This window comes from Streptomyces sparsogenes subsp. cuspidosporus (assembly GCF_039532705.1).
Lineage (GTDB): Bacteria > Actinomycetota > Actinomycetes > Streptomycetales > Streptomycetaceae > Streptomyces > Streptomyces sparsogenes.
In genome coordinates this window covers 23,912-50,007 of the sequence record NZ_BAAASD010000037.1, presented here as the reverse complement: position 1 = coordinate 50,007, position 26,096 = coordinate 23,912, and the positions used below count along the sequence as shown (strand labels likewise).

Below are 26,096 nucleotides of genomic sequence, written 5' to 3'. Positions count from 1 at the left end.
GACCAAATAACTGAGGGACACATGGGACTCACCATCGGCGTCGACATCGGCGGCACGAAGATCGCAGCTGGCGTGGTCGACGAAGAGGGCTCGATTCTCGAGACGTGCAAGGTACCGACCCCGCGCACTCCCGAGGGGGTCGTCGACGCCATCGCGGACGCGGTGCGCACGGTCAGCACCGGCCATGACATCGAGGCCGTCGGCATCGGCGCGGCCGGATACGTGGACGACAAGCGCGCCACGGTCCTCTTCGCGCCCAACATCAACTGGCGTCACGAGGCGCTCAAGGACAAGGTCGAGCAGCGCGTGGGCCTGCCCGTCGTCGTCGAGAACGACGCCAACGCGGCCGCGTGGGGCGAGTACCGCTTCGGCGCCGGCCAGGGCCATGACGACGTCGTGTGCATCACACTCGGCACCGGCCTCGGCGGCGGCATCATCATCGGCGGCAAGCTGCACCGCGGCCGGTTCGGCGTCGCGGCCGAGTTCGGCCACATCCGCGTCGTCCCGGACGGGCTGCTGTGCGGCTGCGGCAGCCAGGGCTGCTGGGAGCAGTACGCCTCCGGCCGCGCCCTGGTCCGCTACGCCAAGCAGCGCGCCAACGCCACCCCGGAGAACGCCCAGGTGCTCCTCGGCCTCGGCGACGGCACCCCCGAGGGCATCCAGGGCAAGCACATCAGCGACGCCGCCCGTCAGGGCGACCCGGTCGCCATCGACTCCTTCCGCGAACTGGCCCGCTGGGCCGGCGCCGGCCTGGCCGACCTCGCCTCGCTCTTCGACCCCTCGGCGTTCATCGTCGGCGGCGGCGTGTCCGACGAGGGCGACCTGGTCCTCGACCCGATCCGCAAGTCCTTCCGCCGCTGGCTGGTCGGCAATCAGTGGCGTCCGCACGCCCAGGTGCTCGCCGCCCAGCTCGGCGGCAAGGCCGGGCTCGTCGGCGCCGCCGACCTGGCCCGCCAGGGCTGACCGGGACGGGGGGGACGAGATCGTGGTACTGGCCGACCTGCCGGCGTCCGCCACCGCCCAGGACGCGGCGGTGGTGCGCGTGCTCAGCTACAACATCCGCTCGCTGCGCGACGACCGGCAGGCGCTGGCCCGGGTGATCCGGGCCTGCGCCCCCGACGTGGTGTGCGTCCAGGAGGCGCCGCGCTTCTTCCGCTGGCGCAAGGCCGCCGCCTGGCTGGCCCGCGAGACCGGCCTCGTCCACACCACCGGCGGCGCCACCGCCACCGGCCCGATGCTGCTGACCTCGCTGCGCGCCCATGTGGAGCGCACCGAGGACATCCTGCTGCCCCGCGTCCCCGGCCTGCACCGGCGCGGCCTGGCCACCGCCGTGCTGCGTTTCGGCGGCCACCGGGGGGCGGGGGACATCAGGCTCGGCGTGGTCAGCTGTCATCTGAGCCTCGCCGCGGCCGAGCGCTACGACCAGGCCGGGATGGTGCTCGACCACCTCGCCGCGCTGGACGTCCCGTACGCCGTGCTGGCCGGGGACATCAACGACGTGCCCGACGGCCCCGCCTTCCAGCGGCTGGCCGGTCCGCTGCGCGACGGCTGGGCGGTGGGGCCCTGGGGCAGCGAGTTCACCTACTCCCCGGGCCGGCCGCGGCGCCGCATCGACGCGCTGTTCGCGACCGAGGGCGTGGAGATCCTCGGCTGCGGGGTGCCGGCCGGGCTGCCCGGGGTCACGGACGCCGACCTGAAGGCGGCCTCCGACCACCTCCCGGTCCTGGCCGCCCTCCGCCTCCCGCGGCCGGAGCCCGACCCGCGGTAAGCGCGGCCGGAGCCCGACCCGCGGTAAGGGCTCCGGCACCGCTCAGACGACCGCGCCGCGCCCCGGGTCGTCGTCCTCCTCGTCGTCGTCCTTCATCCGCAGCACCAGCGTGGTGAAGCCGCCCAGGAAGCCGCCCACCCCCAGCGTGGTGATCCACCAGGTCAGCTCCACCTGGAACAGCACCACACCGAGCAGCAGCAGCGGGCCGCCCAGGACGCCCAGCCAGGCGAAGCGGGCGGTGGTGTCGCTCTCGGGGAGCGGGGGCGGCTCGGGCGGGACGAAGTGGCCCTCGTCGGTCTCGTCGAAGTCGTCGTCGGACGGCTCGGCGGGCTCCCAGTCGCGAGGGCCGACGCCCGGCGCGTACACGATGAAGCTGCCGACGGGCCGATCGGTCCCGGCCACGGCGGCCGGGCCGGCCCCGTCCCGCTCGGACCGGCGCTCGGCGTCCTCCCCGTCCCCGCCGTCCCCGTCGTCCCCGCCGTCTCCGTCGTGCCGGCCGTCCCCGGCGCCGCTGCTCCCGGCGCCCCGGGCGCCCCGGCGCTCCGGGCCGTCGCCGTCGTCGGGGAGGTCCTCGGCCTCGGGCCAGGGCACCGAGCCGTCGGGCTCCCGGGACTCCTTGCCGTACGCCGCGACGATCTCGGCGAACGCGGCGTCGTCGTCCCGCGCGCCTGCCTCGTTCTCGTTCGGGTCACGCTCCGCCACTGGCCGCCCCCTCCTTCCCGAGTCCCGTGTCCATCCCGCCGTCCTTGTCGGTCATACCCTCCGCGACCCTGCTGATGAACGCGTGGGTCTCGGCGAAGACGAGTTCCGCGTCATGGTCCAGCGTGGCCACGTGATAGCTGCGCTCCAGCACCAGCTCGGTCACGTCCCGGGACGAGACCCGGCTGAGGATGCGCGCCGAGTCGACCGGCGGCACCACGTGGTCCACCGCGCTGTGCATCAGCAGCAGGGGCTGGGTCACCCGCGGCAACTCCGCGTCGACTTCCCGCAGCAGCCGGCGCAGCTGGTACGCGCCGTGCAGCGGCACCCGGTCGTAGCCCGTCTCCCGCACGCCCGGCTTGGCGATGTCGCTGACGATGCCCTTGGCGGACGGGACCAGATGGCGCAGCACCGGCAGCGCCGCGGCGGCCCGCTCGTGCATCCCGTGGGCCGGGTTGACCAGGGCGAGCCCGCTGACCCGCGCCCCGTGCCGGGCGGCGAGGCGCAGGGCGAGCGCGCCGCCCATCGACAGACCGCACACGAACACCCGCCGGCACCGCTCGGCGAGCGCGCGCAGCTCGCGGTCCACCTCGGCGTACCAGTCCTCGCGGCTGGTGACCGCGAGATCCTGCCAGCGGGTGCCGTGGCCGGGCAGCAGCGGGAGCGAGACCGTCAGGCCCTGCCGCGCGAGGTGCTCGGCCCAGGGGCGGACCGACTGGGGCGAGCCGGTGAAGCCGTGACAGACGAGGACGCCGATCTCTCCGCCGTCGTGGCGGAACGGCTGGGCCCCTGGGAGGAGCGGCACCGCGGATCTCCGTTCGGTGTGTGTGGCGGTTGTCGGCCGGTTTCCGGCGGGTCGGTGAAAGGGCCGGGCGGCCCGCGCCTCAGCGTACGCGGCGCGCCGCACAGGGGGTAGGCACGTTAAGGTCTCCTCGTCGGATACAGGAGGTCCTCGGTTGTTCTACGGCGCCATGAAGCTGTCGGTCGGCGGAGCGTTGAAGTTGGCCTTCAGGCCCTGGGTGGAGGGGCTGGAGAACGTCCCCGCCGAGGGGCCGGCCATCCTCGCGAGCAACCACCTGTCCTTCTCCGACTCCTTCTTCCTCCCCGCGATGCTCGACCGCAAGGTCACCTTCATCGCCAAGCAGGAGTACTTCACCACCCCGGGTGTGAAGGGCAAGCTGACGGCCGCGTTCTTCAAGGGGGTCGGGCAGCTGCCGGTCGACCGCTCGGGCGGGCGCGGCGCGAGCGAGGCCGCGATCAAGAGCGGCATCGAGGTGCTGGAGCGCGGCGAGTTGTTCGGCATCTACCCGGAGGGCACCCGCTCGCCGGACGGGCGGCTGTACCGCGGCAAGCCGGGCGGTCTGGCGCGGGTGGCGCTGGCGACCGGCGCCCCGGTGATCCCGGTCGCGATGATCGACACCGAGAAGATCCAGCCGCCGGGCAAGGTCATCCCGAAGCTGATGCGGCCGGGCATCCGGATCGGCAAGCCGCTGGACTTCAGCCGCTACCACGGCATGGACAACGACCGCTTCATCCTGCGCTCGGTGACCGACGAGGTCATGTACGAGATCATGAAGCTGTCCGGTCAGGAGTACGTCGACATCTACGCGACCGTCGCCAAGCGGCAGATCGCGGAGGCGGAGGCGGCCCGCAAGCGCGAAGCCAGGAGCGGCGACGACAAGGGCGACGACGACAAGGGCGACGGGAAGAGCGGGGACAAGGCCGGGGCGTGACCGCGTCCGGCACGGGGGTGGGGAAGTGGCGCAGCGTCTCAAGGGCGGGCGTCTCAGAGGCGAGCGCGTCAGGGGCGAGCGCGTGGTGCGCATGTCGGTGGAGCAGCCCCTGTGGCGGGCGCTGACCGCCTACCGGGTGCTCACGCTGCTGTACGCGCTCGTCCTCTACGTCCACGGCTTCGACGACTACGAACACCCGCTCGGCGCGGGCGCCTACATGCTCGTGCTGACCGTGTGGACCGCGCTCACCGTCCGCATGGTCTCCTCGGCCGAGCGCTGCACCCTGCGGTTCCTGGTCGGTGACCTGACCGTCGCGGTGGTCGGCATCCTGCTCACCCCGCTCGTCGACGCCCATGACCGCATCGCCGAGGGCACACCGACCCTGCCGTCGATATGGACCGCCGGGGCGGTGCTCGGCTTCGCCGTCAAGGGCGGCTGGCGCTGGGCCGCCCGGGCCTCGACGGTCGTGTGCGCGGCCAACATCATCGAGCGCGGCGGATTCGCCCAGGACACCGTCCACATGCTGATGCTGGTGTGGGTGGCGAGCGTGGCGATCGGCTATGTGGTCGAGGTGGCCCGCGCCAGTGAGCGCACCCTGGCCCGCGCGCTGCGGATCGAGGCGGCGACGCGCGAGCGCGAGCGGCTCGCCCGCGACATCCACGACGGCGTGCTCCAGGTGCTCGCGATGGTGCAGCGGCGGGGCGCGGCGATCGGCGGGGAGGCGGCCGAACTGGGGCGGATGGCGGGGGAGCAGGAGATCGCGCTCCGCACCCTGATCTCCACCGGACCGGCCACCGGCCCCGGCGCCCAGGACGCGGCGGCCCCGCCGGCCGGAAGCCCGCCGGCGCCGGCCGGGGCTCCGCCGGCGGTGGGCCCTGCCCTGGTGGCGGTGGCCGACGCACCCGCCCCGGACGGGGCCGACGGCGGCGAACCGCGCGATCTGCTGGCCCTGTTGGCCCCGCACGCCGGATCCCGTGTCACGCTCTCCGGGCCGGGCACCCCCGTACCGCTTACGGCCGCCGCCGCGACCGAGCTGGCGGCCGCCGTCGGCGCCGCCCTGGACAATGTGCGGGTGCACGCCGGGGAGGGCGCGCACGCCTGGATCCTGGTCGAGGACGAGCCGGACGCGGTGACGGTGACCGTGCGCGACGACGGGCCAGGCATCCCCGAGGGGCGGCTGGCCGACGCCGAGCGCGAAGGGCGCCTGGGAGTGGCGCTGTCGATCCGGGGGCGCCTGCGCGACCTGGGCGGCAGCGCGGAATGGATCTCGGCCCCCGGCCAGGGCACCGAGGTGGAGTTGAAGGTTCCGCGACGGCCGGGCGTCGCGCGACGGGGGGAGAACGGGCGATGACCGAGCGGCAGGACGGCGAGCAGGGCAGCGTACAGGACGGCGGGCAGGACGGCCGGCCCGTGAGCGTGATGGTGGTCGACGACCACCCGATGTGGCGCGACGCGGTCGCCCGCGATCTGTCCGAGGCCGGGTTCGAGGTGGTGGCCACGGCGGGCGACGGCCCCCAGGCGGTGCGCCGCGCCAGGGCCGCGAGCCCCGATGTCCTGGTGCTCGACCTCAACCTCCCCGGGCTGCCCGGGGTCGAGGTCTGCAAGCAGCTCGTAGGCGGCGAGTCCGGTCCGCCCGGCCCGCGCGTGCTGGTGCTCTCCGCGAGCGGGGAGCACGCGGATGTGCTGGAGGCGGTGAAGTCCGGCGCGACCGGCTATCTGGTCAAGTCGGCCAGTACCGAGGAGCTGCTGGACGCGGTGCGCCGGACGGCGGCCGGGGAGCCGGTGTTCACCCCGGGGCTCGCGGGCCTGGTGCTCGGCGAGTACCGCCGGCTCGCGAGCGACCCCGCCCCCGCCGCGCCCGACCGCCCCGTCGCCCCCCGGCTGACGGAGCGGGAGACGGAGGTGCTGCGGCTGGTGGCCAAGGGGCTGTCGTACAAGCAGATCGCCGAACGGCTGGTCATCTCGCACCGCACGGTCCAGAACCACGTCCAGAACACCCTCGGCAAGCTGCAACTGCACAACCGCGTCGAGCTGGTGCGCTACGCGATCGAACGCGGCCTGGACGCCACCTGAGACGCCCGGCGGTGCGCCGGGCAGCCCCGCCGCCGCTCGATCGGGTGAAGTCTGAACTCAACTGCCCCTGCCCGCAGGGCATTCACTTCCCGCCCTATCCCGTGTGACCTGGATCACGGTTACCGTTACCTAGCGTATCGGGCCAATCACGGGGATTCAGGAATTCATGGGAGAAGGGAAGAAACGATGCGGGTCGGAGTGCTGACCGGTGGCGGCGACTGCCCCGGGCTCAACGCGGTCATCCGCGCCGTCGTCCGCAAGGGCGTGCAGGAGTACGGCTACGACTTCGTCGGCTTCCGGGACGGCTGGCGCGGTCCGCTCGAAGGCGACACCGTCCCCCTGGACATCCCGGCGGTGCGCGGCATCCTGCCGCGCGGCGGCACCATCCTCGGGTCGTCCCGCACCAACCCCCTCAAGAGCCAGGACGGCATCCGCCGGGTCAAGGACAACCTCGCCAAGGAGGAGGTCGACGCCCTGATCGCGATCGGCGGCGAGGACACCCTCGGGGTGGCCGCGCGGCTCTCCGGCGAGTACGGGATCCGCTGCGTCGGCGTCCCCAAGACCATCGACAACGACCTGTCCGCCACCGACTACACCTTCGGCTTCGACACCGCCGTCAACATCGCCACCGAGGCCATCGACCGCCTCCACACCACGGCCGAGTCGCACATGCGCGTTCTCGTCGTCGAGGTGATGGGCCGTCACGCCGGCTGGATCGCCCTGCACTCGGGGCTGGCCGGCGGCGCCAACGTCATCCTCATCCCCGAGCAGCGCTTCGACATCGACCAGATCTGCGCCTGGGTCGAGTCCCGCTTCAAGATCCGCTACGCCCCGATCGTGGTCGTCGCGGAGGGCGCCATGCCCAAGGGCGGCGACGCGGTGCTCAAGGACGAGTCGCTCGACTCCTTCGGCCACGTCCGGCTCTCCGGCATCGGCGAGTGGCTGGCCAAGGAGATCGAGAAGCGCACCGGCAAGGAGGCCCGCACCACGGTGCTCGGCCACGTCCAGCGCGGCGGCACCCCCAGCGCCTTCGACCGCTGGCTCGCCACCCGCTTCGGGCTGCACGCCATCGACGCGGTCCGCGACGAGGACTACGGCAAGATGGTCGCGCTGCGCGGCACCGACATCGTCCGTGTCCCGCTGAGCGAGGCCACGGCGCGGCTGAAGACGGTCGACCCCTCCCTGTACGCGGAGGCCGAGGTCTTCTTCGGCTGACCCGAGCCCGTGCCCCGGACCCCGGCCCTCATGGGCCCGAGGGGTCCGGGGCGCGGCCCGTCAGGCGGAGGCGGTCACACCAGGACGGCCGCCAGCAGCTCGGCCACGAGGGCCGAGCCGTTCAGCGTCAGCACCGACTCGGGGTGGAACTGCACCCCCGCGAAGTTCGGCCCGCGCAGCGCGTGCACCTCCCCGCTCACCGGGTCGCGGCTCACCTCCACCCCGTGCATCGCCAGCTCGGCCGCCGCCGCGTCGTCGCACCGCGCGGCGAAGGTGTTGTAGAAGCCGACGGTCTCCTCGCGTCCGAAGAAGCCGATCCGCTCCTGCGCGCCCTGGAACGGCACGTCCTTCCGTACGATCTCCAGCCCCAGCTCGGCCGCCAGCAGCTCGTGCCCCAGGCACACCCCCAGCAGCCCGTGCCGGTGCCCGCGCACCAGGTCCGCCGTCAGCCCGCGCAGGAAGCGCATCTTCGGGTCGGCGGTGTCGGACGGGTCGCCCGGCCCCGGGCCGAGCACCACCGGCCCCTCGTGCGCCAGCGCCGCCTCCCGCACCCCCGGCTCGTCGTACCGCCGCACGGTCACCGTCAGCCCCGTCGTCCGCAGCAGGTGGGCCAGCATCGCCGTGAAGGTGTCCTCGCCGTCGACCACCAGGGCGTGCCCGGCCGGCCGGGTCCCGGCGTGTGCCGGGGTCCGCGGCGTGTGCATCCGCAGCCAGAACGGGGCCAGGTCGGCCCGCCGGGCGTCCAGCGCCGCCCGCACCCGCGGGTCGTCGGCCAGCCGGGGCAGCTCGGGCCCGCCGCCCCGGGCCGCCGGGGCGGGCCGCACCCCGAGGGCGGTGAGCACCCCGGCCGCCTTGGCGTGGGTCTCGGCGACCTCGCCGCGCGGGTCGGAGTGGCGCACCAGGGTCGCCCCCACCGGGACGCGCAGCGCGCCCGAGCCGTCGATGTCGGCGGTGCGGATCAGGATCGGCGAGTCCAGCGTCTGCGCGCCCCCCGCGTCGCGACCGATGAGCGCGAGCGCCCCCGCGTAGTAGCCGCGCCCCGCCCCGTCCGGCCCGGCGGGCTCGTACCGCTCGATCACCCGGCAGGCGTTCTGCACCGGCGAGCCGGTCACCGTGGCCGCGAACATCGTCTCCCGCAGCACGTCCCGCACATCCAGCGAGGAGCGGCCGCGCAGCTCGTACTCGGTGTGCGCGAGGTGCGCCATCTCCTTGAGCCGGGGGCCGACCACCACCCCGCCCATGTCGCCGACCGTGCACATCATCTTCAGTTCCTCGTCCACGACCATGGACAGCTCCTCCACCTCCTTGCGGTCGTGCAGGAACTCCAGCAGCCCCGCCAGCCGCGCCCCGCCCCGCGGATAGCGGTACGTCCCGCTGATCGGGTTCATCACGACCGTCCCGCCGGACATCCGCACATGCACCTCGGGGCTGGCCCCGACCAGCGTCCGGCCGTCCGCCAGCCGGACCACATAGGTCCAGTACGCGCCGCGCTCCCCGGCCAGCAGCCGGCGGAACAGCGCGAGCGCGTCGGCGGCGGAGAAGCCCGGGATCTCGCCCCGGAAGGTCCGGCGGATCACGAAGTTCGCGCCCTCGCCGGCCCCGATCTCGTCCTCGACGACCCGCTCGACGATCCGCGCGTACGCGTCGTCGTCCACGTCGAAGGCCCCGCCCTCGACCCGGACGTCGTGCGCGGGCAGCGCGTCCAGCACCTCGTCCAGCGCCAGCTCGTACGCCTCCTCGGGCCGCAGCACCGCCAGCGGCGTCCCGTCGTCGCGCACCTCGAACCCCCGCTCCCGGATCTGCCGGAACGGCACCAGCGCCAGCGCGTCGTGCGCTCCGGCGCCGTTGCCCGGCGCCCCGGCCGGCAGCGGGATGTCGGTCAGCCGCTCCACCTCGGTGACCGGGCCGAGCAGCACCTCGACGGTGTCGGGCGCGTGGCCGGGCGTACGGCGGTGCAGCAGGGCGAACGGCGGGCAGTCGGCGGCCAGCAGCCGCCGCACGGTCGCGTGCGGGTCGTGGAGCTGATCACGGTGCATGGCGGTGGTTCCTTCCGGGAGGGAGGAACGACCCGCGGATACGCCGAAGGCCGCCCCTCGGGCGGCCTTCGCGGTGTCGGTGGGTACGCGCGATCAGTGGGCCGCCGGATGAGCGGTCCACCACCAGGTCATGGTCAGTCGCGCGAACATGCCCCGGACCCTACCGCACGCCCTCCGGGCGGCGTCAGCCCCCGTCGCCGCCCGCGCCGCGGTCGTGGTGGTCGTGGTGGTCGTCGTGGCCGCTCACGGCGTACCGCCCCGGGCGCGGCGGCGGGTGTCTCATCTGGTGGGCAGGGGGCTGGACGGCGGTGGGGACCCCGTAACCTTGCTGGCGTGACCGTGAACGCTGAAACCCACACCGGTGGCCACACCTGGAAGTCTCTCCCCGCGGCGCAGCAGCCCGACTGGCCGGACCAAGCGGCTCTGCGCGAGGTGATCGCCGAGCTCGAGTCCTATCCGCCGCTCGTCTTCGCGGGCGAGTGCGACCAGCTGCGGGAGCGCCTGGGAGCCGTGGCCCGGGGTGAGGCGTTCCTGCTGCAGGGTGGCGACTGCGCCGAGGCGTTCGACGCCGTGGGCGCGGACCAGATCCGCAACAAGCTGAAGACGCTGCTGCAGATGGGCGCCGTGCTGACCTACGCCGGGGAGGTCCCGGTGGTGAAGGTCGGGCGGATCGCCGGCCAGTACAGCAAGCCGCGCTCCAAGCCGACCGAGACCCGCGACGGGGTGACCCTGCCCAGCTACCGGGGCGACTCGGTCAACGGCTTCGAGTTCACCGAGAAGGCCCGGATCCCGGACCCGCAGCGGCTCAAGCGGATGTACCAGGCCTCCGCCTCGACGCTGAACCTGGTGCGCGCCTTCACCACCGGCGGCTACGCGGACCTGCGCCAGGTGCACGCGTGGAACCAGGACTTCGTGAAGTCGTCCCCCGCCGGGCAGCGCTACGAGGCGCTGGCGCGGGAGATCGACCGGGCGCTGAACTTCATGAACGCCTGCGGGGTGGACCCGGAGGAGTTCAAGACGGTCGAGTTCTACGCCTCGCACGAGGCCCTGATCCTGGACTACGAGTCGGCGCTGACCCGTACGGACTCCCGTACGGGCGAGCTGTACGACGTGTCCGGGCACATGGTGTGGATCGGCGAGCGCACCCGCCAGCTGGACGGGGCGCACGTCGAGTTCGCCGCGCGGATCCGCAACCCCGTCGGCGTGAAGCTCGGCCCGACGACCACGCCGGAAGAGGCGCTGGCGCTGATCGAGCGGATCGACCCGGGCCGGGAGCCCGGCCGGCTCACCTTCATCACCCGGATGGGCGCGGACAAGATCCGCGACAAGCTGCCCGACCTGGTGGAGAAGGTCACGGCCTCCGGTGCCCAGGTGGCCTGGATCTGCGACCCGATGCACGGCAACACCTTCGAGGCGGCGTCCGGGCACAAGACCCGGCGCTTCGACGATGTGCTGGACGAGGTCAAGGGCTTCTTCGAGGTCCACAAGGCGCTCGGCACCCACCCGGGCGGCATCCACATGGAGCTGACCGGTGACGATGTCACCGAGTGCGTGGGCGGCGGCGACGAGATCTTCGTCGACGACCTGCACCAGCGCTACGAGACGGCCTGCGACCCGCGGCTCAACCGCAGCCAGTCGCTGGACCTGGCGTTCCTGGTCGCGGAGATGTACCGGGACCAGTGACCTGACGGGAACGAACGGTGCCGTGGGGCGCGGATCACATCGATCCGCGCCCCTCGGCGTTGTCGGCCCCTCCGGAGGAAGGTAAGGTAAGGGTTACCTCACTGATCAACCTCGCTGATCAACCCCTCGCCGACCGACCTGGAGAGCCGCGTGTACGTCTGCTCGTGCTTCGGCATCACCGAGAGGCAGGTGCGCGAGCACGCCGAGTCCGGCGCCTGCACCCCGCGCCAGATCGCCGGCGCCTGCAAGGCCGGCACGGACTGCGGCTCCTGTGTGCGGCGCATCCAGGCGCTGCTGGGGCGCGGCGCCTGCCCCCGGCGCGAGACCGAGGACACCCTCGGCCCGGCCGGTGTCCCCGTGGTCGCGCCCGTGTCCGGGCCCCGGGTGGCGGAGGCCGCGTAGCGGTCAGCTGCTCGGCTGCTCGATCTGCTGGGCGATGTACAGCGCCTCGCCGAGTTTCTCGACCAGCGCGAGCTGGGTGTCCAGATAGTCGATGTGGTGCTCTTCGTCGGCGAGGATGTCCTCGAAGATATTCGCCGAGGTGATGTCGCCCTTGGTCCGCATGACCTCGATCCCCCGCTTGAGGCGGTCGATGGCCTCGATTTCCACCTGGCGGTCCGCCTGGAACATCTCGGTCACCGTCTGGCCCACCCGGACATGGAACAGCCGCTGGTAATTGGGCAGCCCGTCCAGGAGAAGGATCCGATCGGTGATCGTCTCCGCGTGCCGCATCTCGTCGAACGATTCCGCCCGGGTGTATGCCGCGAGCTTCGTCCAGCCGAAGTTGTCCTGCATCTTCGAATGCAGGAAGTACTGGTTGATCGCGGTCAGCTCGCCGGTCAACTGCTCGTTGAGGAACTCGAGGACCTCGGGGTCGCCCTGCATCGAAGGGCTCCTTCCCATCAGAACGGGGACGGCCGTTTGTGCGCATGGTCGCATCGCCCGTCGGGAGCGTCCAGTAAGTGCACGCTTAGTATGAGTTGCCCGGATAGCTGATGCCCTGGTCACGACCACCCCCAAAGGTCTGACACCATGGAGGCCATGGGTCAGTCGGAAAGCCGCGAGGGGGAACTCGGACAGCTGCCTCCGGGGCAGCGGCTGCAGCGCGGTTGGCCGGTGACGCACTACGGGCCGGTCCCCAAGTTCAAGCCCGACCGGTGGGAGTTCCGGGTCTTCGGCGCCACGGCCGACGGGGAAAAGCGCGGCTGGACGCATGAGGAGTTCTCGGCGCTGCCGTACTCCACCGTCGTGGCCGATCTGCACTGCGTGACGAAATTCAGCATGCTGGGCGCGGAATGGGGCGGAGTGGCGGCGCGCCGGATCCTGGAACTCGCGCCGCCCGCTCCCGGGGTCACACATGTGATGGTGTGGGCCGAGTACGGCTTCAGCTCGAATCTGCGGCTCTCGGATTTCGCCGCCGAGAAGACCATCTTCGCCACCCACAAGGACGGCGAGCTGCTCACCGCCGAGCACGGATTTCCGGTCCGGCTGGTCGTCCCCCACCTCTACGCCTGGAAGGGGCCCAAATGGGTCCGGGGCGTGGAGTACATGACCGCCGACCGCCGTGGCTTCTGGGAGGAGCGCGGCTATCACAACATCGGCGACCCGTGGCGTGAGCAGCGCTACTCCTACCAGGAGGAGCCGGGGGACGGCCCGGAGCTGTAGCCCGGAGGCGGGCGGGCCTCAGTGGTACTGGTGCACCACGGCGTGCCCCTTGCCGCGGCCGATCATCCACCGGTTGACGGGCGTGGTCACGGCGAAGGCGACCACGAAGGACAGCGCGAGGCTGAGCCAGAAGAGCGCGTCGGACAGCGTCGCGTCCATCGCCCCCGGGAAGACCAGGATGGTGCCGTTGTCGGCCAGCTCCATCACGGCGATCGAGACGGTGTCGGCCGCGAGGGCGACCCGCAGGGCGGTGCGCATGTCGAGCCCGGCGCGCAGGACGCCGCGCATGGTGAGCGAGTAGCCGAAGACGAAGGCGAGCACGATCGCGAGGATCATCGTCGGGACGTTGTGCCAGGCCAGCGCGGTGCCGATGGCCATCCCCAGGATCTCGCCGATGGCGCAGCCGGTGAGGCAGTGCAGCGTGGCCTGGGCGGCCATGGCCCAGCTCGCCGAGGCGTGGCCTGTGTGGCCGGGGTGACCGGTGTGACCGGCATGGCTGGTGTCGTCTGCGTGGCGTGGGTGGCGGGGGTGACCGGCGTGGCCTGCATGGCCTGGGTGGCCTGGGTGGCCGGTGTGGTCGCCTTGGTCGGTCTGCTCGGGTCGGCTGGGCTGGTGGTGCTCATGTCCGGGCTGGACGTCGTGCCGCTCCATCGGATGCCTCCGGAGGTGGTGGCGCTTCTGTTGGCGTCGTTGTTGTCCTCCAACCATATACCCCCCAGGGGTATTCCCCACCCGTCTTTTTTCCTCACCCGCTCAGCCGTCGCGCAGCCCCTTGAGCCGGGCCACGTCCGCCGCGTGCCCCTCCTTGCCGCCCGGCGTCTCGATCACCAGCGGCACCCCCTTCGTCGCCGGATGCCGGAACAGCTCCCGGAACGGCTCGGCGCCGATGTGGCCCGAGCCGATGTTCTCGTGCCGGTCCTTGTGGGCGCCCGCGACGTCCTTGGAGTCATTGGCGTGGATCAGCCTCAGCCGGCCCTTGCCCGTGACCGACACCAGCTCGTCGAGCGTCTTCTTCACCCCGCCCGGCGCCGCCAGGTCGTGACCGGCGGCGAACACATGGCAGGTGTCCAGGCAGACGCCCAGCTTGGGATGCCGGTCCAGCGCCTCGAAGTACGGGCCGAGGTCCTCGACCCGCGAACACAGTGAGGTGCCCTGCCCCGCCGTCGGCTCCAGCAGCAGCCAGGGGTCGTCCTCGTGGGTGAGCTCGTCGAGCAGCGGCAGCATCCGCTCCCGTACCTGGGCGAGCGCCGTGGACCGCGCTCGCCCGCCGGTGGCCGAGCCGGTGTGGACGACGACGCCCAGCGCGCCGATGGCGCGGCCACGCCGCAGCGAGTGGCGCAGCGAGTCGACCGACCGCTCGGCCGTCTCGGGGGTGTGCGAGCCGAAATTGATCAGGTAGGGGGCGTGGACGTACGCCTGGATCGACTGGTCGGCGCACGCCGCGCGGAACTTCTCGTCCTGCGCCTCCACACCGCGCGGGGTCGCCCAGCCGCGCGGGTTGGCGACGAAGACCTGGACGGCCTCGGCGCCGATGTCGCGGGTGTAGGGCAGGCCGATGGTGGCCAGGCCGCCGGCCACGCGGATGTGGCCGCCGACCGGATTGCGGGCGCGGGCGCGGTTCTTGGGCGTACTCACGAGCCCAGGGTGCCAGCCCGGGCCCGGCGCCGGTGCGCCGGGCCCGGGCGGCGGATGCTGTTCGTGGCAGAGCCTGGAAGAGCTGCGGTGAGTATCGGACAGCGACACGCCGTGGTGTCGGCGTGTCGCTGTCCGATACTCACCGCAAAGTCACTGGCGTGGTGGCCTAGAAGACGCCCTTGACCTTGATCGTGATCGTGCTGCCCTTGGGCGCCTCGTCCCCGGCGTCCACCGACTGGTCGGTGACCTTGTCCCCGGGGAACAGCAGCGGCTTGTCCAGCTTCACCTCGAAGCCCGCCGCCTCCAGGGCCTTGGTGGCGTCGTCCACGGACTCGCCCTCGACGTCCGGTACCTCGATCATCTCCGGGCCCTTGGACAGGGTCAGCGTCACGGTGTCGCCCTTGGCGGCCTGGCCGTTGGGGGACTGCGCGGCCACCGAGCCCTTGTCCTCGTCGGAGAAGACCCGCCGCTTCGCGATCTTCACCTTGAAACCCGCGTCCCCCAGCTCGGACCGGGCGTCGTCCTCCGACTCACCGACCACGTCGGGGATGTCGATCGGACTGCCCATGCTGACCACGATGCCCACGGGTGTGTCGGGCCTGCGCTCGGTGCCGGCCACCGGGTCGGTGCTGAGCACCGAGCCCTGGGGGGTCTCGGCGCTGAAGCGCTTGGTCACCTTGCCCACGGACAGGTTCGCGTCCGCGATCTGCTGCTTCGCCTTGTTGAACGGCATGCCCACGACATTGGGTACCTCCGCGCGCTGCGGCCCGCGCGAGACGTGGAGGGTCACCGTGCCGGTGTCGCGGATGCGCTCACCGACGTCCGGGTCGGTGGAGATCACCTTGCCCTTGTCCACCACATCGCTGAACTCCGAGACGACCTTCACATCGAAGCCGGAGTCCTCCAGCTTCTTCCTGGCCTTCGCCTCCGGCAGGTCCAGCACGGCGGGCACCTTGGAGAACTGGCCGGAATTGATGTACCAGACGCCCACCCCGATGCCGAGCGCGAGCAGCACCCCGACGACGATCGTCACGATCCCGCGGCGCGGCAGCCGGCCCCGGCCGGCGGGCCGCCCGGGGCGCGCCGCCTCCGGTGGCTCCGCGGGCAGCTCCAGCCGGCTGGTGAGCTCGAGCCGCTCCTCGTCGGCGGGCACCGGCCCGGCCGTCGCCCCGACGGGGCGCGGGATCACGCTCGTACGGTCCTCCGAGCTGTCGCGCGCCTCCGCCGTGGCCTGCGGGGGCACGGCGTCGAGCTGCTCCTCGGTCAGCGCGGCGCGCGCCGTCCGCGCGAGCCCGAGCAGCTCCACCGCGTCGGCCGGACGCCGCCCGACCTCGCGCGCGGTGGCCGCGGCGACCAGGCCGTCCAGCTCCGGGGCGACCTGCGGCGCGAGCGCGGACGGCGGGGGCACGTCCTCGTTCAGCCGCTGGTAGAGCACCTGCGCCGGGGTGGTGCCGGTGTGCGGCTTGGACCCGGTCAGCATCTCGTAGAGCACCACGCCGCAGGCGTAGACATCGGCGCGGGTGTCGGCCGTGCCGTGCTCGATCTGCTCGGGCGCCAGGTAGGAGACGGTGCCCAGCACGCTGCCGGTGGAGGCGCTGGTGTTGGTGTCCACGGCCCGCACCAGACCGAAGTCGGCGACCTTCACCCGGCCGTCGTCGCCGATCAGCACGTTCTCCGGCTTCATGTCCCGGTGGACGAACCCCGCGCGGTGCGCCGCCCCGAGCGCGGCCAGCACCGGCTCCAGGATGTCCAGCGCGGCCCGCGGCTGCAGCGCCCCCCGCTCGCGCAGCACATCGCGCAGCGTGCACCCGGCGACGTACTCCATCGCGAGGTAGACGTGGGAGCCGTCGGTGCCCTGGTCGAAGACGCCCACCACATTGGGGTGGGCGAGTCTGGCCACGGACTTCGCCTCACGGATGAAGCGCTCGACGAAGGCGTCGTCGGTGGCGAGCGACTGATGCATCACCTTGAGGGCCAGCACGCGGTCGAGCCGCGTGTCGACGGCCCGGTAGACCGTCGCCATGCCGCCCGCGGCGATGCGCGCCTCGACGCGGTAGCGGCCGTCGAGCAGCTGCCCGACCAGGGGGTCATGCAGGGTCGTATCCACGAGAGTGCAGTCTACGAGCCGCCACGACACGCCAGGCCACCCGCGCCGCCCGCGCGCGGGACTGGTGCCGAACGGTGACACCGGCGCCGCTCCCGCGCCCGGACGGCGCCCACTCGGCCGCTGATCCGGGCGGGTTCGACCGCCGCCCCGTGGTCCAGGGTTCGGCACGACGAGGGGCGGTCGGCGGCGATCGCTTGCGGCGAGCCGTTCTTCACCGGCGCCCTTCGCTCTTCAGCGGGGGATCGCTTCGCGCGGGCAGCGCGCCGGAAGCCGAGCCGCTCACGCGCAGCCGCTCGACCAGAAGGGGCAGCCCGACGACAACTATCAACCAGAGCTGCACGTAGAGCCGGTCGCCCTCCATCGCCACCGGATGGGCCGCGGTCGTCAGCAGGCCCGTACCGCCCACGGCGATCAGGCACAGCGCGACGGGCAGCGAGCGGCTCATCGCGCCCCAGACGCCCAGCGCCAGGAGGAAGAGCAGAGAGGGGGCCAGCGCCTCTCCCTGGAGCCACTGCCACCAGTAGTTGGCATCGAGCCGGAGCAACCGGCGCCACGGGTCGGCGACTTCGGCGTAGGTCCAATGGAGGGAGAAGGTGTCCTGGAGAGAATCCTCCAAGCCGGGCAAGCGGAGCGCCCTGCTCATCGCAAAGGCGGCCAAGGACTCGAAGAGCGAGACGATGAGCAGGCAGCGCGTGCCCTTGTGCCGGGCCTGTGGCACGAGGATCAGCGCCATGGCGCTCGCCGCCACCAGGCATGGCCCCACCAGGGCGAAGCTCGAGTACTTGACCGCGAAACCGAGCGCGAAGGCACCCACGCTCAGCAGGGTTCCCGCCACCCGCCGCCCCTGGTGCAGCCAGACCGCGCCGAGCAGCATGGCCACCATGAGGGCGGTCACCGGACCTTCCGTCATGGGCCGGCTGCCCCACAGCCCGATGGGCGTGACGTAGTACAGGCACTGGCCGAGCCATGACACCGGAGGCGGTGCCCGCAGCGCGCGCAGGAGCAGCAGGACCAACAGCCCTCCGAGTGCCGTGAAACCCAGGGCGACGGCCGTCAGTCCGGCCTTGGCCCCCAGGAGCCGGACGAACGGCGCGGCCACCAGGGGATAGGCGGGGCGGGCATGAAAGATCGCCTCGTACCGCGGGTTGCTGGGGTTGAGACCGTCCGCATGCTGCGCCAGGCAGTCCTGGAACTCATGGCGGCGCACCGGGGCCCGGAAGTCGATCTGATGCAGCATGCGGTTTCGCCGAAGCATGGCCGCCGTGTCCGCGCAGTAGGCCCGTAGCGCCTTGTCCTGGGCTTTCCGGTAGGGGACGCCCAGGAACACGTACGCGGAGCGAGCGTAGCGGTAGGAGTCGTTGGAGAAGCGTGTGCCCGGATAGGCGAAGACGTGCAACAACACGAAGACGACGACCGTCAGTAACGGGATGATCTTGTGTATTCGCGCCACGGCATACAGCCTAAACGCGCACAAAAGGGGCGACCTCTGGAACGGTCCACCAGGGTGTCGAAAACGGTCGCCCGGACGTTCGGGGCCGCCGGGCCCGGCCCTAGTTGTGCGACGCCGCGGCCAGCGCGGCGAGCTCCTCGAGCGCGGTGGCCCAGGTCGCGGCGGCGTACTCCGCGTGCTTGGCCTTCGCCTCGTCCGGGAGCGACAGTTCCCGGATGCCGCTCTCGGTCACGCGCAGCCGCGTGCCGCCGCCCTCGGCCGAGAGTACGAACTCCACCAGCGTCGAGTCGCCCGAGCCAGAGCCCGAGCCCGGACCCGGGGCCAGGGGGTGGTCAGGCTCCTGGGCGAGCCGGAAGCGGAACAGGGCGTCCGGCACCGCCTTCTCCACCCGGCCGTGGAACTCGCCCTTCTCGTCCCAGCGGAAGCGGAGCGTCCCGCCGGGCCGGGGGTCGATCTCGCACCCCTCGAACGCGTACCAGACGCGGACGTGCTCCGGGGTCGTCAGCACCCGCCACACGCGGTCCACGGGCGCCGGGACGTACACCTCGCGCTCGATCCGGTCGGCCACCATGCCCTCACGCTACCGCCCCCTACCCGAAGGCCGGGCGCTCCGGGTCCAGCGCGGCGAGGCCCTCCGCGGGTGAGGAGGCGTGGGCGAAACGGCGGCGCGGGATGCGGCCGGCGCGGTGGGCCAGCCGGCCGGCCGCGACCGCGTGGCGCATGGCCTCGGCCATCAGGACGGGCTCCTGGGCGCGGGTTACGGCCGACGCGAGCATGACCGCCGCGCAGCCCAGCTCCATGGCGAGGGAGGCGTCCGAGGCGGTGCCCGCCCCCGCGTCCAGGATCACCGGGACGGTGGCCCGCTCGACGATCAGCTCGAAGTTGTGCGGGTTGCGGATCCCCAGGCCGGAGCCGATGGGGGAGCCCAGCGGCATGATCGCGGCACACCCCACCTCCTCCAGCCTGCGGGCCAGCACCGGGTCGTCATTGGTGTACGGCAGGACGGTGAAGCCGTCGTCGACCAGCGTCTCGGCGGCGTCCAGCAGCTCGACCGGGTCGGGCAGCAGGGTGCGCTCGTCGGCCACCACCTCCAGCTTGACCCAGTCGGTGCCGAGCGCCTCCCGCGCGAGCCGGGCGGTCAGCACCGCCTCGCCGGCCGTGAAGCACCCGGCGGTGTTGGGCAGCACCCGGATGCCGTGCCGGTCGAGCACCGAAAGGACCGAGCCCTGCACGGTCGGGTCGAGGCGGCGCATCGCGACGGTGGTGAGCCGGGTGCCGGAGGCCAGCAGCGAGCGCTCCAGCACCTCCAGGCTGGGCGCGCCGCCGGTGCCCATGATCAGGCGGGAGGAGAACGCGGTGCCCGCGATGGTGAGCGGGTCGGGGCCGGGGTCGGCCGCCGGGGACGGCGCCGTGGCGTAGGGCGGGGCGTACGGCGTCTCGTGCGTCGTGTCGCGCATGGTGTCGGCCATCCGGGGGTCAGCCTCCCTGGACCGCGGTGAGGACCTCGACCCGGTCCCCGTCGCCGAGCGCCGTGGCGGGCCACTGTCCGCGCGGGACGACCTGTTCGTTGACGGCCGCCGCGACGCCGGAGGGCGCCCGGGTCAGCTCCGCGACCAGCACGTCGAGCGTGGTCCCGCCGGGGAGCTCACGGGGCTCGCCGTTCAGGGAGACGGTCATGGAGCCGGTGCCGGGGTCGGGGGCGGGGCTGGGGCCGGTGCCGGGGGTGCTCATACGGGCTGCTCCTGCGGTACGGGGGTGGCGGGCGGGACGTCGGTCCGGGTGGCCGGGAAGCGCCGCGGCGAGAACGGCCGGGCCTCGTCCGGCAGCTCACCGCTCGTCAGCACCTCGGCCATGACATCGCCCGTGACGGGGGTGAGGAGGACGCCGTTGCGGTAGTGGCCGGTGGCCATGAGCAGGCCGGGCAGCGCGCTCGGCCCCAGCAGCGGCGCGTTGTCGGGGGAGCCGGGGCGCAGCCCGGCGCGGGTCTCGACGAGCGGCAGCTCGGTGATGCCGGGCACCAGCTCATGGGCGTCGCGCAGCAGTTCGTAGACGCCGCCGGCGGTGACCGTGGTGTCCCAGCCGAGCTCCTCCGAGGTCGCGCCGACGACCAGCTCGCCGCTCTCGCGCGGCACCAGATAGACGTGCCCGCCGCGCACCTGGGCCCGTACGGTCCGGGACAGGAACGGCGCGTACGCGGGCGGCACCCGCAGCCGCAGCACCTGACCCTTGACGGGGCGCACGGGCGGCAGCGCCTCCGGGGGGACGCCCGCGAGCCGTCCGCTGAGGCTGCCCGCGGCCAGGACGGTCCGCCCGGCCGTCAGCCGGGTGGCGTCGGCGAGTTCGACGCCGGTCGCGCGGTCCGCGGCGCGCGTGAGCCGCTCCGCGCGGGCGCGGTGGAAGACGACGCCCGCGCGCTCGCACGCCGTGAGCAGTGCCGCCGTCAGCCGCCGCGGATCGACCTGGTGGTCCCCGTCCACGCGCAGGCCCCCGCGCACGCCCGGCGCGAGCATCGGCTCCAGGCGCCGGCATTCGCGCCCCGTCAGCCAGTGCGACTCCAGCCCGAGCCGCCGCTGGAAGTCGTGCAGCTCGCGCAGCTGGGCGCGGTCGTCGGGGTCGAACGCCACGGCGAGCGTGCCGCAGGCGCGGTAGCCGACGTCCTGGCCGCTTGCCTCCTCCAGCTCGGCCACGAACTCCGGATAGCGGCGCGCGGAGGCGAGGTTGAGGGCGAGCAGCGTCTGCTCCCCGTAGTGCAGCTCGGTGACGGCCGCGAGCATCCCCGCCGCGACCTCGGCCGCGCCGCCGCCGGGCGCCGGGTCGGCGACCGCGGTGCGCAGCCCCCGCTGGGCCGCCCGCCAGGCCGTGACCAGGCCGATGACCCCGCCTCCGACGACCAGCGCGTCGTACGGCCCGCCGGGCTCTCCCGAGGTGTGCGATGCGTGCATGGGCGTGACGCCCCTCCCTTCGCCGGCATGACCCGGATCAGGTTCGTACGGTCGGAGGCCGCTCCAGCCTCCCTCTCAGCCCGGTGCGTCCGGGCTCCCGCGAGTGCTTCGTCCCGCCACCCTAGTACGAGCCCGGAACCGCCCGGAAGACCAGCCCCCTCGCCCGCTGTGCCGGAGATCTCGTCCGTCGTTCCACCGGTCGGCCCCGCGCGCCGCCCTACAGTGATCGTGTGAGCGATGAGACGACGAAGCCGGCGTCCCCGGGGGGCGGCGGACAGCAGGTGGTGATCGTCGGCGCGGGAATGGCAGGGGTCCAGACCGCCGTCGCGCTGCGCGAGCAGGGCTGGACCGGGGGTGTCCTGCTGCTCGGCGCCGAGGCCCACCAGCCCTACGACCGGCCCCCGCTGTCCAAGGCCGTGCTGCTCGGCAAGGCCGACGGGTCCGCCTTCGACGTGGACTTCGCCGCGCTCGGCGTCGAGCTGCGGCTCGGCGTGTCCGTCACCGGCCTGGACACCGGGGCACGGCGGCTGGAGACCTCGTCGGGCCCGGTGCCGTACGACGTCCTGGTCATCGCCACCGGCGCCGAGCCGATCACCCTCCCCGGCGCGGAGGGCGTGCCCGGCGTGCACCTGCTGCGGACGCTCGACGACGCCGAGCGGCTGCGCCCGGTGCTCGCCGGGCAGCGCGCGGTCGTGGTGGTCGGGGCGGGCTGGATCGGCGCGGAGTTCGCCACGGCGGCGCGCGAGGCGGGCTGCGCCGTGACCGTCGTGGAGGCCGCCGACCGCCCCCTGGCGGGCGCCCTCCCGGCCGAGGTCGCCGCCCCCATGGCGGGCTGGTACGCCGACTACGGCGTCGAGCTGGTCACCGGGGCCCGGGTGGCCGCCGTGGACGAGGAGGGCCTGCTGCTCGGCGACGGCACCCGGCTGCGGGCCGACGCGGTGGTCGTCGGCATCGGCGCGCGGCCCGCCACGGGCTGGCTGGCCGGCTCGGGCGTGGAACTGGCCGCGGACGGGTCCATCGCCGCCGACGAACGGCTGCGCGCCTCGGCGCCGGACGTCTACGCCGTCGGGGACTGCGCCTCGTTCCCCTCCGCCCGCTACGGCGAACGGCTGCTGGTGCACCACTGGGACAACGCGCTCCAGGGGCCGCGCACCGTCGCCGCCAATGTGGTCGGCAGCCGGACCGCGCATTTCACCGGTTCGGTCTATGACCCGGTGCCGTATTTCTGGTCCGAGCAGTTCGGCCGCTTCGTGCAGTACGCGGGCCACCACGCCGCCGCCGACGAACTGGTCTGGCGCGGCGACCCGGAGGGCGCGGCCTGGTCGGTGTGCTGGCTGCGCGAGGGGGCGCTGGTCGCCCTGCTGGCGGTCGGCCGTCCGCGCGATCTGGCCCAGGGCCGCAAACTGATCGAGCAGGGCGCCCGGCTGGACCGCGCCCGCGCCGCGGACCCCTCGGTGCCGCTGAAGTCGGCGGTCCTGTGACCCACCGCGCGGGCCGGCGGGCGGCGGCCGGGCGCCCCGCCGTCCGCTGCCCGACTACCCACTGTCAGTCCCAGATGGCAGGCTTGTCCCGTGACCGAGATTGACGCAAAGATCGATGCTCTCGTCCCCGCCTGGCTCACCCTCCCCGATGTCGCCGAACGGCTCGGTGTCGAGGTGACCCGCGTGCGGCAGCTGGTCAAGGAGGGTCAGCTGATCGCGGTGCGCCGTGGCGAGAACAGGGTGCTCCAGGTGCCCGCCGAGTTCATCGGTGACGGAAAGGTCGTCAAGGGCCTGGTGGGCACCCTGACGCTGCTGAAGGACGACGGCTTCAGCGACGAGGAGATGCTGGAGTGGCTCTTCACCCCGGACCCGAGCCTGCCCGGCACCCCGGCCCAGGCCCTGCGTGAGAATCGCGGCACCGAGGTGAAGCGCCGCGCGCAGGCGCTGGCGGTCTGAGCCATCCGATCCGTCCGCACCATCCGATCCATCCCATCCGTCTGATCCGTCCGCACCACACCGCGGCGTACGGGCCGGCCGCTCCGGTCCGTACGCCGCCGACCCGGCGTCTGCGTGCCGCCGCCCTCGCCACCCCGTCCCGCCACCGCCGACCCAGGGGGAAAGCCGTCCCAATGGCCGCCACCACCGCCCGCGAGCAGCTCGCCGACGCCCGGCTCTACCTGTGCACCGACGCCCGCCGGCGCCAGGGCGACCTGCCGGAGTTCCTGGACGCCGTGCTGGGCTCCGGGGTGGACATCGTCCAGCTGCGCGACAAGGGCATGGAGGCCCGCGAGGAGCTGGACCACCTCGCGGTCCTCGCCGACGCCTGCCGCCGCCACGGCAAGCTGCTGGCGGTCAACGACCGGGCGGACGTCGCCCACGCCATCGGCTCCGACGTGCTGCACCTCGGCCAGGGCGACCTCCCCGTCCCGGCCGCGCGCGCGATCCTCGGCGCCGATGTGCTGATCGGCCGGTCCACCCACGCGCCGGCCGAGGCGGAGGCCGCGGCCGCCGAGCCGGGCGTCGACTACTTCTGCACCGGGCCCTGCTGGCCCACACCCACCAAGCCGGGGCGGCCCGCGCCCGGCCTGTCGCTGGTGCGGTACACCGCCGCGCTGAGGACCGCGCGGCCCTGGTTCGCCATCGGCGGGATCGACGCCGCCAACCTGGACGAGGTGCTGGAGGCCGGCGCGCGGCGGATCGTCGTGGTCCGGGCCGTCACCGAGGCCGACGACCCCGGCGCGGCCGCCGCCGAGCTGGCCAAGCGGGTGCGCGCGCACGCCCTGTGAGCCCCCGCGGCCACGCCCCGGCGGAGCCGTGCCGACCCGCTCTCTTCCCGCGATGTGTCCGCAGTACGGACCAACGCCCGGCGAAAGGGGCATAACGCCTCGGCCCGCTGGGCGTGCGCCCCACCGCTGGCTAACCTTCCCGTATGGCCCTTGGCACAGCCTCCACCAGGACAGATCGCGCACGGACCGTGCGTGATCTCCTCGCGTCCGGCGAGCAGTCGTATTCCTTCGAGTTCTTCGCTCCGAAGACGGAGAAGGGAGAACAGACTCTGTGGAACGCCATCCGCCGGCTCGAAGCAGTCTCCCCGACCTTCGTCTCCGTGACCTACGGCGCGGGCGGCTCCTCCCGCGAGGGGACCGTGCGCGTGACCGAGCACATCGCGACCGACACCACCCTCACCCCGGTCGCCCACCTCACCGCCGTCAACCACTCCCGCGCCGAGCTGCGCAACATCATCGGGCAGTACGCGGGCGCCGGGATCCGCAACATGCTGGCGCTGCGCGGCGACCCGCCCGGCGACCCCATGGGGGAGTGGGTCCGCCACCCCGACGGCGTCACCTACGCCGCCGAGCTGGTCGAGCTGATCAAGGAGTCCGGAGACTTCTGCGTCGGCGTCGCGGCCTTCCCCGAGATGCACCCGCGCTCGACGGACTGGGACGCCGACATCCGCCACTTCGTGGACAAGTGCCGCGCCGGCGCCGACTTCGCGATCACTCAGATGTTCTTCTACGCCGAGGACTATCTGCGGCTCCGCGACCGGGTCGCCGCCGCGGGCTGTACGACGCCGATCATCCCTGAGATCATGCCCGTCACGAACGTGCGGCAGATCGAGCGGTTCGCGCAGTTGAGCAACGCCGCCTTCCCTCCGGACCTCGCGGAGCGGATCCTGGCGGTCAAGGACGACGCGGCGGCTGTACGCTCGATCGGGATCGACTACGCCACCCAGTTGTGCGCGCGGTTGATGGCCGAGGAGATCCCCGGACTGCACTTCATTACGCTGAACCACTCCCCGGCGACGCTGGAGATCTACGAGAATCTGGGACTGCATCAGCGGTCCTGATGACGGCAGCCGACGGGCGGCCGCACGAGAGGGGCGGGCATGGGCTGGACGGTCCTCTACATCGCGTTCGGCATCGTCGCGCTGTGGCTGCTGGGCGAGGTGCTGCTGCAGTACAAGGCACGGTTGCGCTGGCGGCTCCTCGCTTTCACCGGCTTCCTCGGAGTGGTGGTCGGCGTGCTCGTCCCGTCGGTGTGGGTGATCGGTGCGGGCGCGATCGCCTTCGCGGTCGGCCAGACCTACGTCACGCTGTCCTTCCGGCGCGGCTTTGCCGCCGGGTGGGCGCTGCGCGGCGTACCGGGCCTCAGCCGCGGGGAGCGCGAGAGCGCGCCGCCCCCGCCGGACGCCGAGCCGACGCTCGAGGTCTCCGACCTCGAGGCGGTCCCGGTGTCGCAGCAGGAGCCGACCGCGTACCAGCCGGAGCCGCTGCCCGACGACACGGGTGAGTACGGCGTCTACGGCGACTCCGCCGCGCACGGCGCGCAGGCCGCGCAGACGGCCGGGGCCGGCGGGACCGGGGGTTACGGAGGCTACGAGACCTACGGCGGCTACGGCACCCCCGACGGCCATCACGACGGCCATCACGACGGCCACGCCGGGAGCCCTGCCTACGGCACGGGCCAGGACCACGGCCAGGACGCCTACGCGGACGCCGGCCAGTACGGATACGGCACCGACGGCTACGGCGGCTACGGCGACCCGTACGGCGGCTCCCCGCAGCCCGGGTACGAGCCGCAACAGGCGGGCTACGACCAGCAATACGCCCACCAGCAGTACGCCGGGCAGTACGCCTCCTACGGCCACGACCAGTACGGCACGGGCGGCCTCGGCGACCACTACGCGGCGGAGCCCTCCTACGGCGGTCAGCAGCAGTACGCCCCCGAGGCGAGCATGGAGCCCGGCGGGCCGTGGGTCCCCCAGCAGCGCGACGGCGACGACCTCCCGCACGACCAGCCGCCGTACCCCTACCAGCAGCAGGACTACAACGGCGGCTACGACGAGCGCTACCGCTACTGACGCCTGACGCCTGCCGGTCCCACCGGGCGGCGCGGGGTCTGTCTCCCCGCCCCGCCCCTTCCCCCGGCCGGGGCAAGCCCCCGGCCCCGGGGCGCGCGGCGGGCGCCCCGCGTGGCCTCGCGGGACCGGTGGGTCCGGCACGCCCCGGCCGCGCCGGGGCCGAGCGGGCCTGCGGCCGGACGGGGCGGAGCCGGCCCGGGCGGCGAGCCGCGCCGCCGGGGACGCCCGGCGGGCGTCCGGGAGCGGGC

27 protein-coding genes and 1 riboswitch are annotated in these 26,096 nt (G+C 73.2%); of the genes, 15 read left to right on the top strand and 12 right to left on the bottom strand.

Annotation, left to right across the window (positions count from 1 at the left end; translation table 11 throughout):
* Positions 1–21 precede the first annotated feature (21 nt).
* Positions 22–963, top strand: coding sequence for an ROK family glucokinase (locus ABFY07_RS32085; RefSeq protein WP_065958593.1), 942 nt, complete (start codon positions 22–24; stop codon positions 961–963).
* Between the two features lie 22 nt (positions 964–985).
* Complete coding sequence (locus ABFY07_RS32080; protein ID WP_346177862.1) at positions 986–1,768, top strand: endonuclease/exonuclease/phosphatase family protein; 783 nt, start codon at positions 986–988, stop codon at positions 1,766–1,768.
* Between the two features lie 42 nt (positions 1,769–1,810).
* Here ABFY07_RS32080 and ABFY07_RS32075 read toward each other — a convergent pair whose 3' ends face one another.
* Both ABFY07_RS32075 and ABFY07_RS32070 read right to left on the bottom strand, forming a co-directional pair.
* Complete coding sequence (locus ABFY07_RS32075; RefSeq protein ID WP_346177861.1) at positions 1,811–2,470, bottom strand: hypothetical protein; 660 nt, start codon at positions 2,468–2,470, stop codon at positions 1,811–1,813.
* The gene (locus ABFY07_RS32070) at positions 2,457–3,272 is read right to left on the bottom strand and encodes an alpha/beta hydrolase (protein ID WP_346177860.1); all 816 of its coding nucleotides are present in this window, start codon (positions 3,270–3,272) and stop codon (positions 2,457–2,459) included. Before ABFY07_RS32070 ends, ABFY07_RS32075 begins: the two co-directional genes overlap by 14 nt.
* Positions 3,273–3,438: 166 nt before the next feature.
* On the opposite strand from ABFY07_RS32070, the gene ABFY07_RS32065 reads away from it, so the two are divergent.
* The 4 genes from ABFY07_RS32065 (at position 3,439) to ABFY07_RS32050 (ending at position 7,488) form a co-directional block, all read left to right on the top strand.
* Positions 3,439–4,200 (top strand): lysophospholipid acyltransferase family protein, encoded by a 762-nt coding sequence (locus ABFY07_RS32065; RefSeq protein ID WP_346177892.1) that lies wholly within the window; start codon positions 3,439–3,441, stop codon positions 4,198–4,200.
* A 91-nt stretch (positions 4,201–4,291) separates the two neighbouring features.
* Positions 4,292–5,551 (top strand): MacS family sensor histidine kinase, encoded by a 1,260-nt coding sequence (macS, locus tag ABFY07_RS32060; protein WP_428837049.1) that lies wholly within the window; start codon positions 4,292–4,294, stop codon positions 5,549–5,551.
* Entirely contained in the window at positions 5,548–6,273 is a 726-nt protein-coding gene (locus tag ABFY07_RS32055) for a response regulator (protein ID WP_346177859.1), read from the top strand. The genes macS and ABFY07_RS32055 overlap by 4 nt, the downstream gene beginning before the upstream one ends.
* 186 nt (positions 6,274–6,459) lie before the next feature.
* A complete protein-coding gene (locus ABFY07_RS32050; RefSeq protein ID WP_346177858.1) occupies positions 6,460–7,488 on the top strand; it encodes a 6-phosphofructokinase in 1,029 nt (342 codons plus the stop codon).
* Between the two features lie 74 nt (positions 7,489–7,562).
* On the opposite strand, the gene ABFY07_RS32045 is transcribed toward ABFY07_RS32050, so the two are convergent.
* A complete protein-coding gene (locus tag ABFY07_RS32045) occupies positions 7,563–9,524 on the bottom strand; it encodes an anthranilate synthase family protein (protein WP_346177857.1) in 1,962 nt (653 codons plus the stop codon).
* 148 nt (positions 9,525–9,672) lie between these two features.
* Here ABFY07_RS32045 and ABFY07_RS32040 point away from each other — a divergent pair, with 148 nt between their 5' ends.
* The 3 genes from ABFY07_RS32040 (at position 9,673) to ABFY07_RS32030 (ending at position 11,609) form a co-directional block, all read left to right on the top strand.
* Positions 9,673–9,861, top strand: coding sequence for a hypothetical protein (locus tag ABFY07_RS32040; protein ID WP_346177856.1), 189 nt, complete (start codon positions 9,673–9,675; stop codon positions 9,859–9,861).
* Positions 9,858–11,207 (top strand): class II 3-deoxy-7-phosphoheptulonate synthase, encoded by a 1,350-nt coding sequence (locus tag ABFY07_RS32035; protein ID WP_065958584.1) that lies wholly within the window; start codon positions 9,858–9,860, stop codon positions 11,205–11,207. The genes ABFY07_RS32040 and ABFY07_RS32035 overlap by 4 nt, the downstream gene beginning before the upstream one ends.
* 150 nt (positions 11,208–11,357) lie before the next feature.
* The gene (locus ABFY07_RS32030) at positions 11,358–11,609 is read left to right on the top strand and encodes a (2Fe-2S)-binding protein (protein WP_346177855.1); all 252 of its coding nucleotides are present in this window, start codon (positions 11,358–11,360) and stop codon (positions 11,607–11,609) included.
* Positions 11,610–11,612: 3 nt separating this feature from the next.
* Here the strand turns inward: ABFY07_RS32030 and bfr are convergent, their stop codons facing one another.
* On the bottom strand, positions 11,613–12,092 hold the full coding sequence (gene bfr / locus ABFY07_RS32025) for a bacterioferritin (RefSeq protein ID WP_346177854.1): 480 nt from the start codon (positions 12,090–12,092) through the stop codon (positions 11,613–11,615).
* 156 nt (positions 12,093–12,248) lie between these two features.
* Between bfr and ABFY07_RS32020 the strand changes: the two genes are divergently transcribed.
* On the top strand, positions 12,249–12,872 hold the full coding sequence (locus tag ABFY07_RS32020) for a sulfite oxidase-like oxidoreductase (RefSeq protein WP_346177853.1): 624 nt from the start codon (positions 12,249–12,251) through the stop codon (positions 12,870–12,872).
* Between the two features lie 18 nt (positions 12,873–12,890).
* On the opposite strand, the gene ABFY07_RS32015 is transcribed toward ABFY07_RS32020, so the two are convergent.
* The 8 genes from ABFY07_RS32015 to thiO form a co-directional block, all read right to left on the bottom strand.
* On the bottom strand, positions 12,891–13,523 hold the full coding sequence (locus ABFY07_RS32015; RefSeq protein WP_346177852.1) for a DUF4396 domain-containing protein: 633 nt from the start codon (positions 13,521–13,523) through the stop codon (positions 12,891–12,893).
* A gap of 102 nt (positions 13,524–13,625) precedes the next feature.
* A complete protein-coding gene (locus ABFY07_RS32010; RefSeq protein ID WP_346177851.1) occupies positions 13,626–14,507 on the bottom strand; it encodes a deoxyribonuclease IV in 882 nt (293 codons plus the stop codon).
* A 166-nt stretch (positions 14,508–14,673) separates the two neighbouring features.
* Complete coding sequence (gene pknB / locus ABFY07_RS32005) at positions 14,674–16,614, bottom strand: Stk1 family PASTA domain-containing Ser/Thr kinase (protein WP_346177850.1); 1,941 nt, start codon at positions 16,612–16,614, stop codon at positions 14,674–14,676.
* Positions 16,615–16,825: 211 nt separating this feature from the next.
* Positions 16,826–18,064: a hypothetical protein gene (locus ABFY07_RS32000; protein ID WP_346177849.1), complete on the bottom strand. Its 1,239-nt coding sequence runs from the start codon at positions 18,062–18,064 to the stop codon at positions 16,826–16,828.
* A gap of 100 nt (positions 18,065–18,164) precedes the next feature.
* Positions 18,165–18,635: an SRPBCC domain-containing protein gene (locus tag ABFY07_RS31995; RefSeq protein WP_346177848.1), complete on the bottom strand. Its 471-nt coding sequence runs from the start codon at positions 18,633–18,635 to the stop codon at positions 18,165–18,167.
* A gap of 19 nt (positions 18,636–18,654) precedes the next feature.
* Entirely contained in the window at positions 18,655–19,521 is an 867-nt protein-coding gene (locus ABFY07_RS31990) for a thiazole synthase (RefSeq protein WP_428837048.1), read from the bottom strand.
* 19 nt (positions 19,522–19,540) lie between these two features.
* Positions 19,541–19,741: a sulfur carrier protein ThiS gene (thiS, locus tag ABFY07_RS31985; protein ID WP_346177890.1), complete on the bottom strand. Its 201-nt coding sequence runs from the start codon at positions 19,739–19,741 to the stop codon at positions 19,541–19,543.
* A gap of 50 nt (positions 19,742–19,791) precedes the next feature.
* On the bottom strand, positions 19,792–21,006 hold the full coding sequence (gene thiO / locus ABFY07_RS31980) for a glycine oxidase ThiO (protein ID WP_346177846.1): 1,215 nt from the start codon (positions 21,004–21,006) through the stop codon (positions 19,792–19,794).
* Positions 21,003–21,117: riboswitch (TPP riboswitch) on the bottom strand. (Overlaps the previous gene by 4 nt.)
* A 119-nt stretch (positions 21,118–21,236) precedes the next feature.
* Here thiO and ABFY07_RS31975 point away from each other — a divergent pair.
* The 5 genes from ABFY07_RS31975 (at position 21,237) to ABFY07_RS31955 (ending at position 25,848) form a co-directional block, all read left to right on the top strand.
* On the top strand, positions 21,237–22,487 hold the full coding sequence (locus tag ABFY07_RS31975; protein ID WP_346177845.1) for an NAD(P)/FAD-dependent oxidoreductase: 1,251 nt from the start codon (positions 21,237–21,239) through the stop codon (positions 22,485–22,487).
* A gap of 90 nt (positions 22,488–22,577) precedes the next feature.
* The gene (locus tag ABFY07_RS31970; protein WP_065958576.1) at positions 22,578–22,943 is read left to right on the top strand and encodes an Rv2175c family DNA-binding protein; all 366 of its coding nucleotides are present in this window, start codon (positions 22,578–22,580) and stop codon (positions 22,941–22,943) included.
* Positions 22,944–23,116: 173 nt separating this feature from the next.
* The gene (thiE, locus tag ABFY07_RS31965; protein ID WP_346177844.1) at positions 23,117–23,773 is read left to right on the top strand and encodes a thiamine phosphate synthase; all 657 of its coding nucleotides are present in this window, start codon (positions 23,117–23,119) and stop codon (positions 23,771–23,773) included.
* 143 nt (positions 23,774–23,916) lie between these two features.
* Complete coding sequence (metF, locus tag ABFY07_RS31960; protein WP_346177843.1) at positions 23,917–24,834, top strand: methylenetetrahydrofolate reductase [NAD(P)H]; 918 nt, start codon at positions 23,917–23,919, stop codon at positions 24,832–24,834.
* 39 nt (positions 24,835–24,873) lie between these two features.
* Complete coding sequence (locus tag ABFY07_RS31955) at positions 24,874–25,848, top strand: hypothetical protein (protein WP_346177842.1); 975 nt, start codon at positions 24,874–24,876, stop codon at positions 25,846–25,848.
* Positions 25,849–26,096 lie beyond the last annotated feature (248 nt).

What these genes read in the sequence shown, in the direction of transcription:
- thiO (WP_346177846.1), bottom strand. Translation starts at nt 21,006, where the DNA reads ATGCACGCATCGCACACCTCGGGAGAGCCCGGCGGGCCGTACGACGCG.
- bfr (WP_346177854.1), bottom strand. Translation starts at nt 12,092, where the DNA reads ATGCAGGGCGACCCCGAGGTCCTCGAGTTCCTCAACGAGCAGTTGACC.
- ABFY07_RS31995 (WP_346177848.1), bottom strand. Translation starts at nt 18,635, where the DNA reads ATGGTGGCCGACCGGATCGAGCGCGAGGTGTACGTCCCGGCGCCCGTG.
- ABFY07_RS32085 (WP_065958593.1), top strand. Translation starts at nt 22, where the DNA reads ATGGGACTCACCATCGGCGTCGACATCGGCGGCACGAAGATCGCAGCT.
- ABFY07_RS31955 (WP_346177842.1), top strand. Translation starts at nt 24,874, where the DNA reads ATGGGCTGGACGGTCCTCTACATCGCGTTCGGCATCGTCGCGCTGTGG.
- thiS (WP_346177890.1), bottom strand. Translation starts at nt 19,741, where the DNA reads ATGACCGTCTCCCTGAACGGCGAGCCCCGTGAGCTCCCCGGCGGGACC.
- macS (WP_428837049.1), top strand. Translation starts at nt 4,292, where the DNA reads ATGTCGGTGGAGCAGCCCCTGTGGCGGGCGCTGACCGCCTACCGGGTG.
- ABFY07_RS32050 (WP_346177858.1), top strand. Translation starts at nt 6,460, where the DNA reads ATGCGGGTCGGAGTGCTGACCGGTGGCGGCGACTGCCCCGGGCTCAAC.
- metF (WP_346177843.1), top strand. Translation starts at nt 23,917, where the DNA reads ATGGCCCTTGGCACAGCCTCCACCAGGACAGATCGCGCACGGACCGTG.
- ABFY07_RS32065 (WP_346177892.1), top strand. Translation starts at nt 3,439, where the DNA reads ATGAAGCTGTCGGTCGGCGGAGCGTTGAAGTTGGCCTTCAGGCCCTGG.
- ABFY07_RS32040 (WP_346177856.1), top strand. Translation starts at nt 9,673, where the DNA reads ATGCCCCGGACCCTACCGCACGCCCTCCGGGCGGCGTCAGCCCCCGTC.
- thiE (WP_346177844.1), top strand. Translation starts at nt 23,117, where the DNA reads ATGGCCGCCACCACCGCCCGCGAGCAGCTCGCCGACGCCCGGCTCTAC.
- ABFY07_RS32020 (WP_346177853.1), top strand. Translation starts at nt 12,249, where the DNA reads ATGGGTCAGTCGGAAAGCCGCGAGGGGGAACTCGGACAGCTGCCTCCG.
- ABFY07_RS31990 (WP_428837048.1), bottom strand. Translation starts at nt 19,521, where the DNA reads ATGCGCGACACGACGCACGAGACGCCGTACGCCCCGCCCTACGCCACG.
- ABFY07_RS32055 (WP_346177859.1), top strand. Translation starts at nt 5,548, where the DNA reads ATGACCGAGCGGCAGGACGGCGAGCAGGGCAGCGTACAGGACGGCGGG.
- ABFY07_RS32015 (WP_346177852.1), bottom strand. Translation starts at nt 13,523, where the DNA reads ATGGAGCGGCACGACGTCCAGCCCGGACATGAGCACCACCAGCCCAGC.
- ABFY07_RS32045 (WP_346177857.1), bottom strand. Translation starts at nt 9,524, where the DNA reads ATGCACCGTGATCAGCTCCACGACCCGCACGCGACCGTGCGGCGGCTG.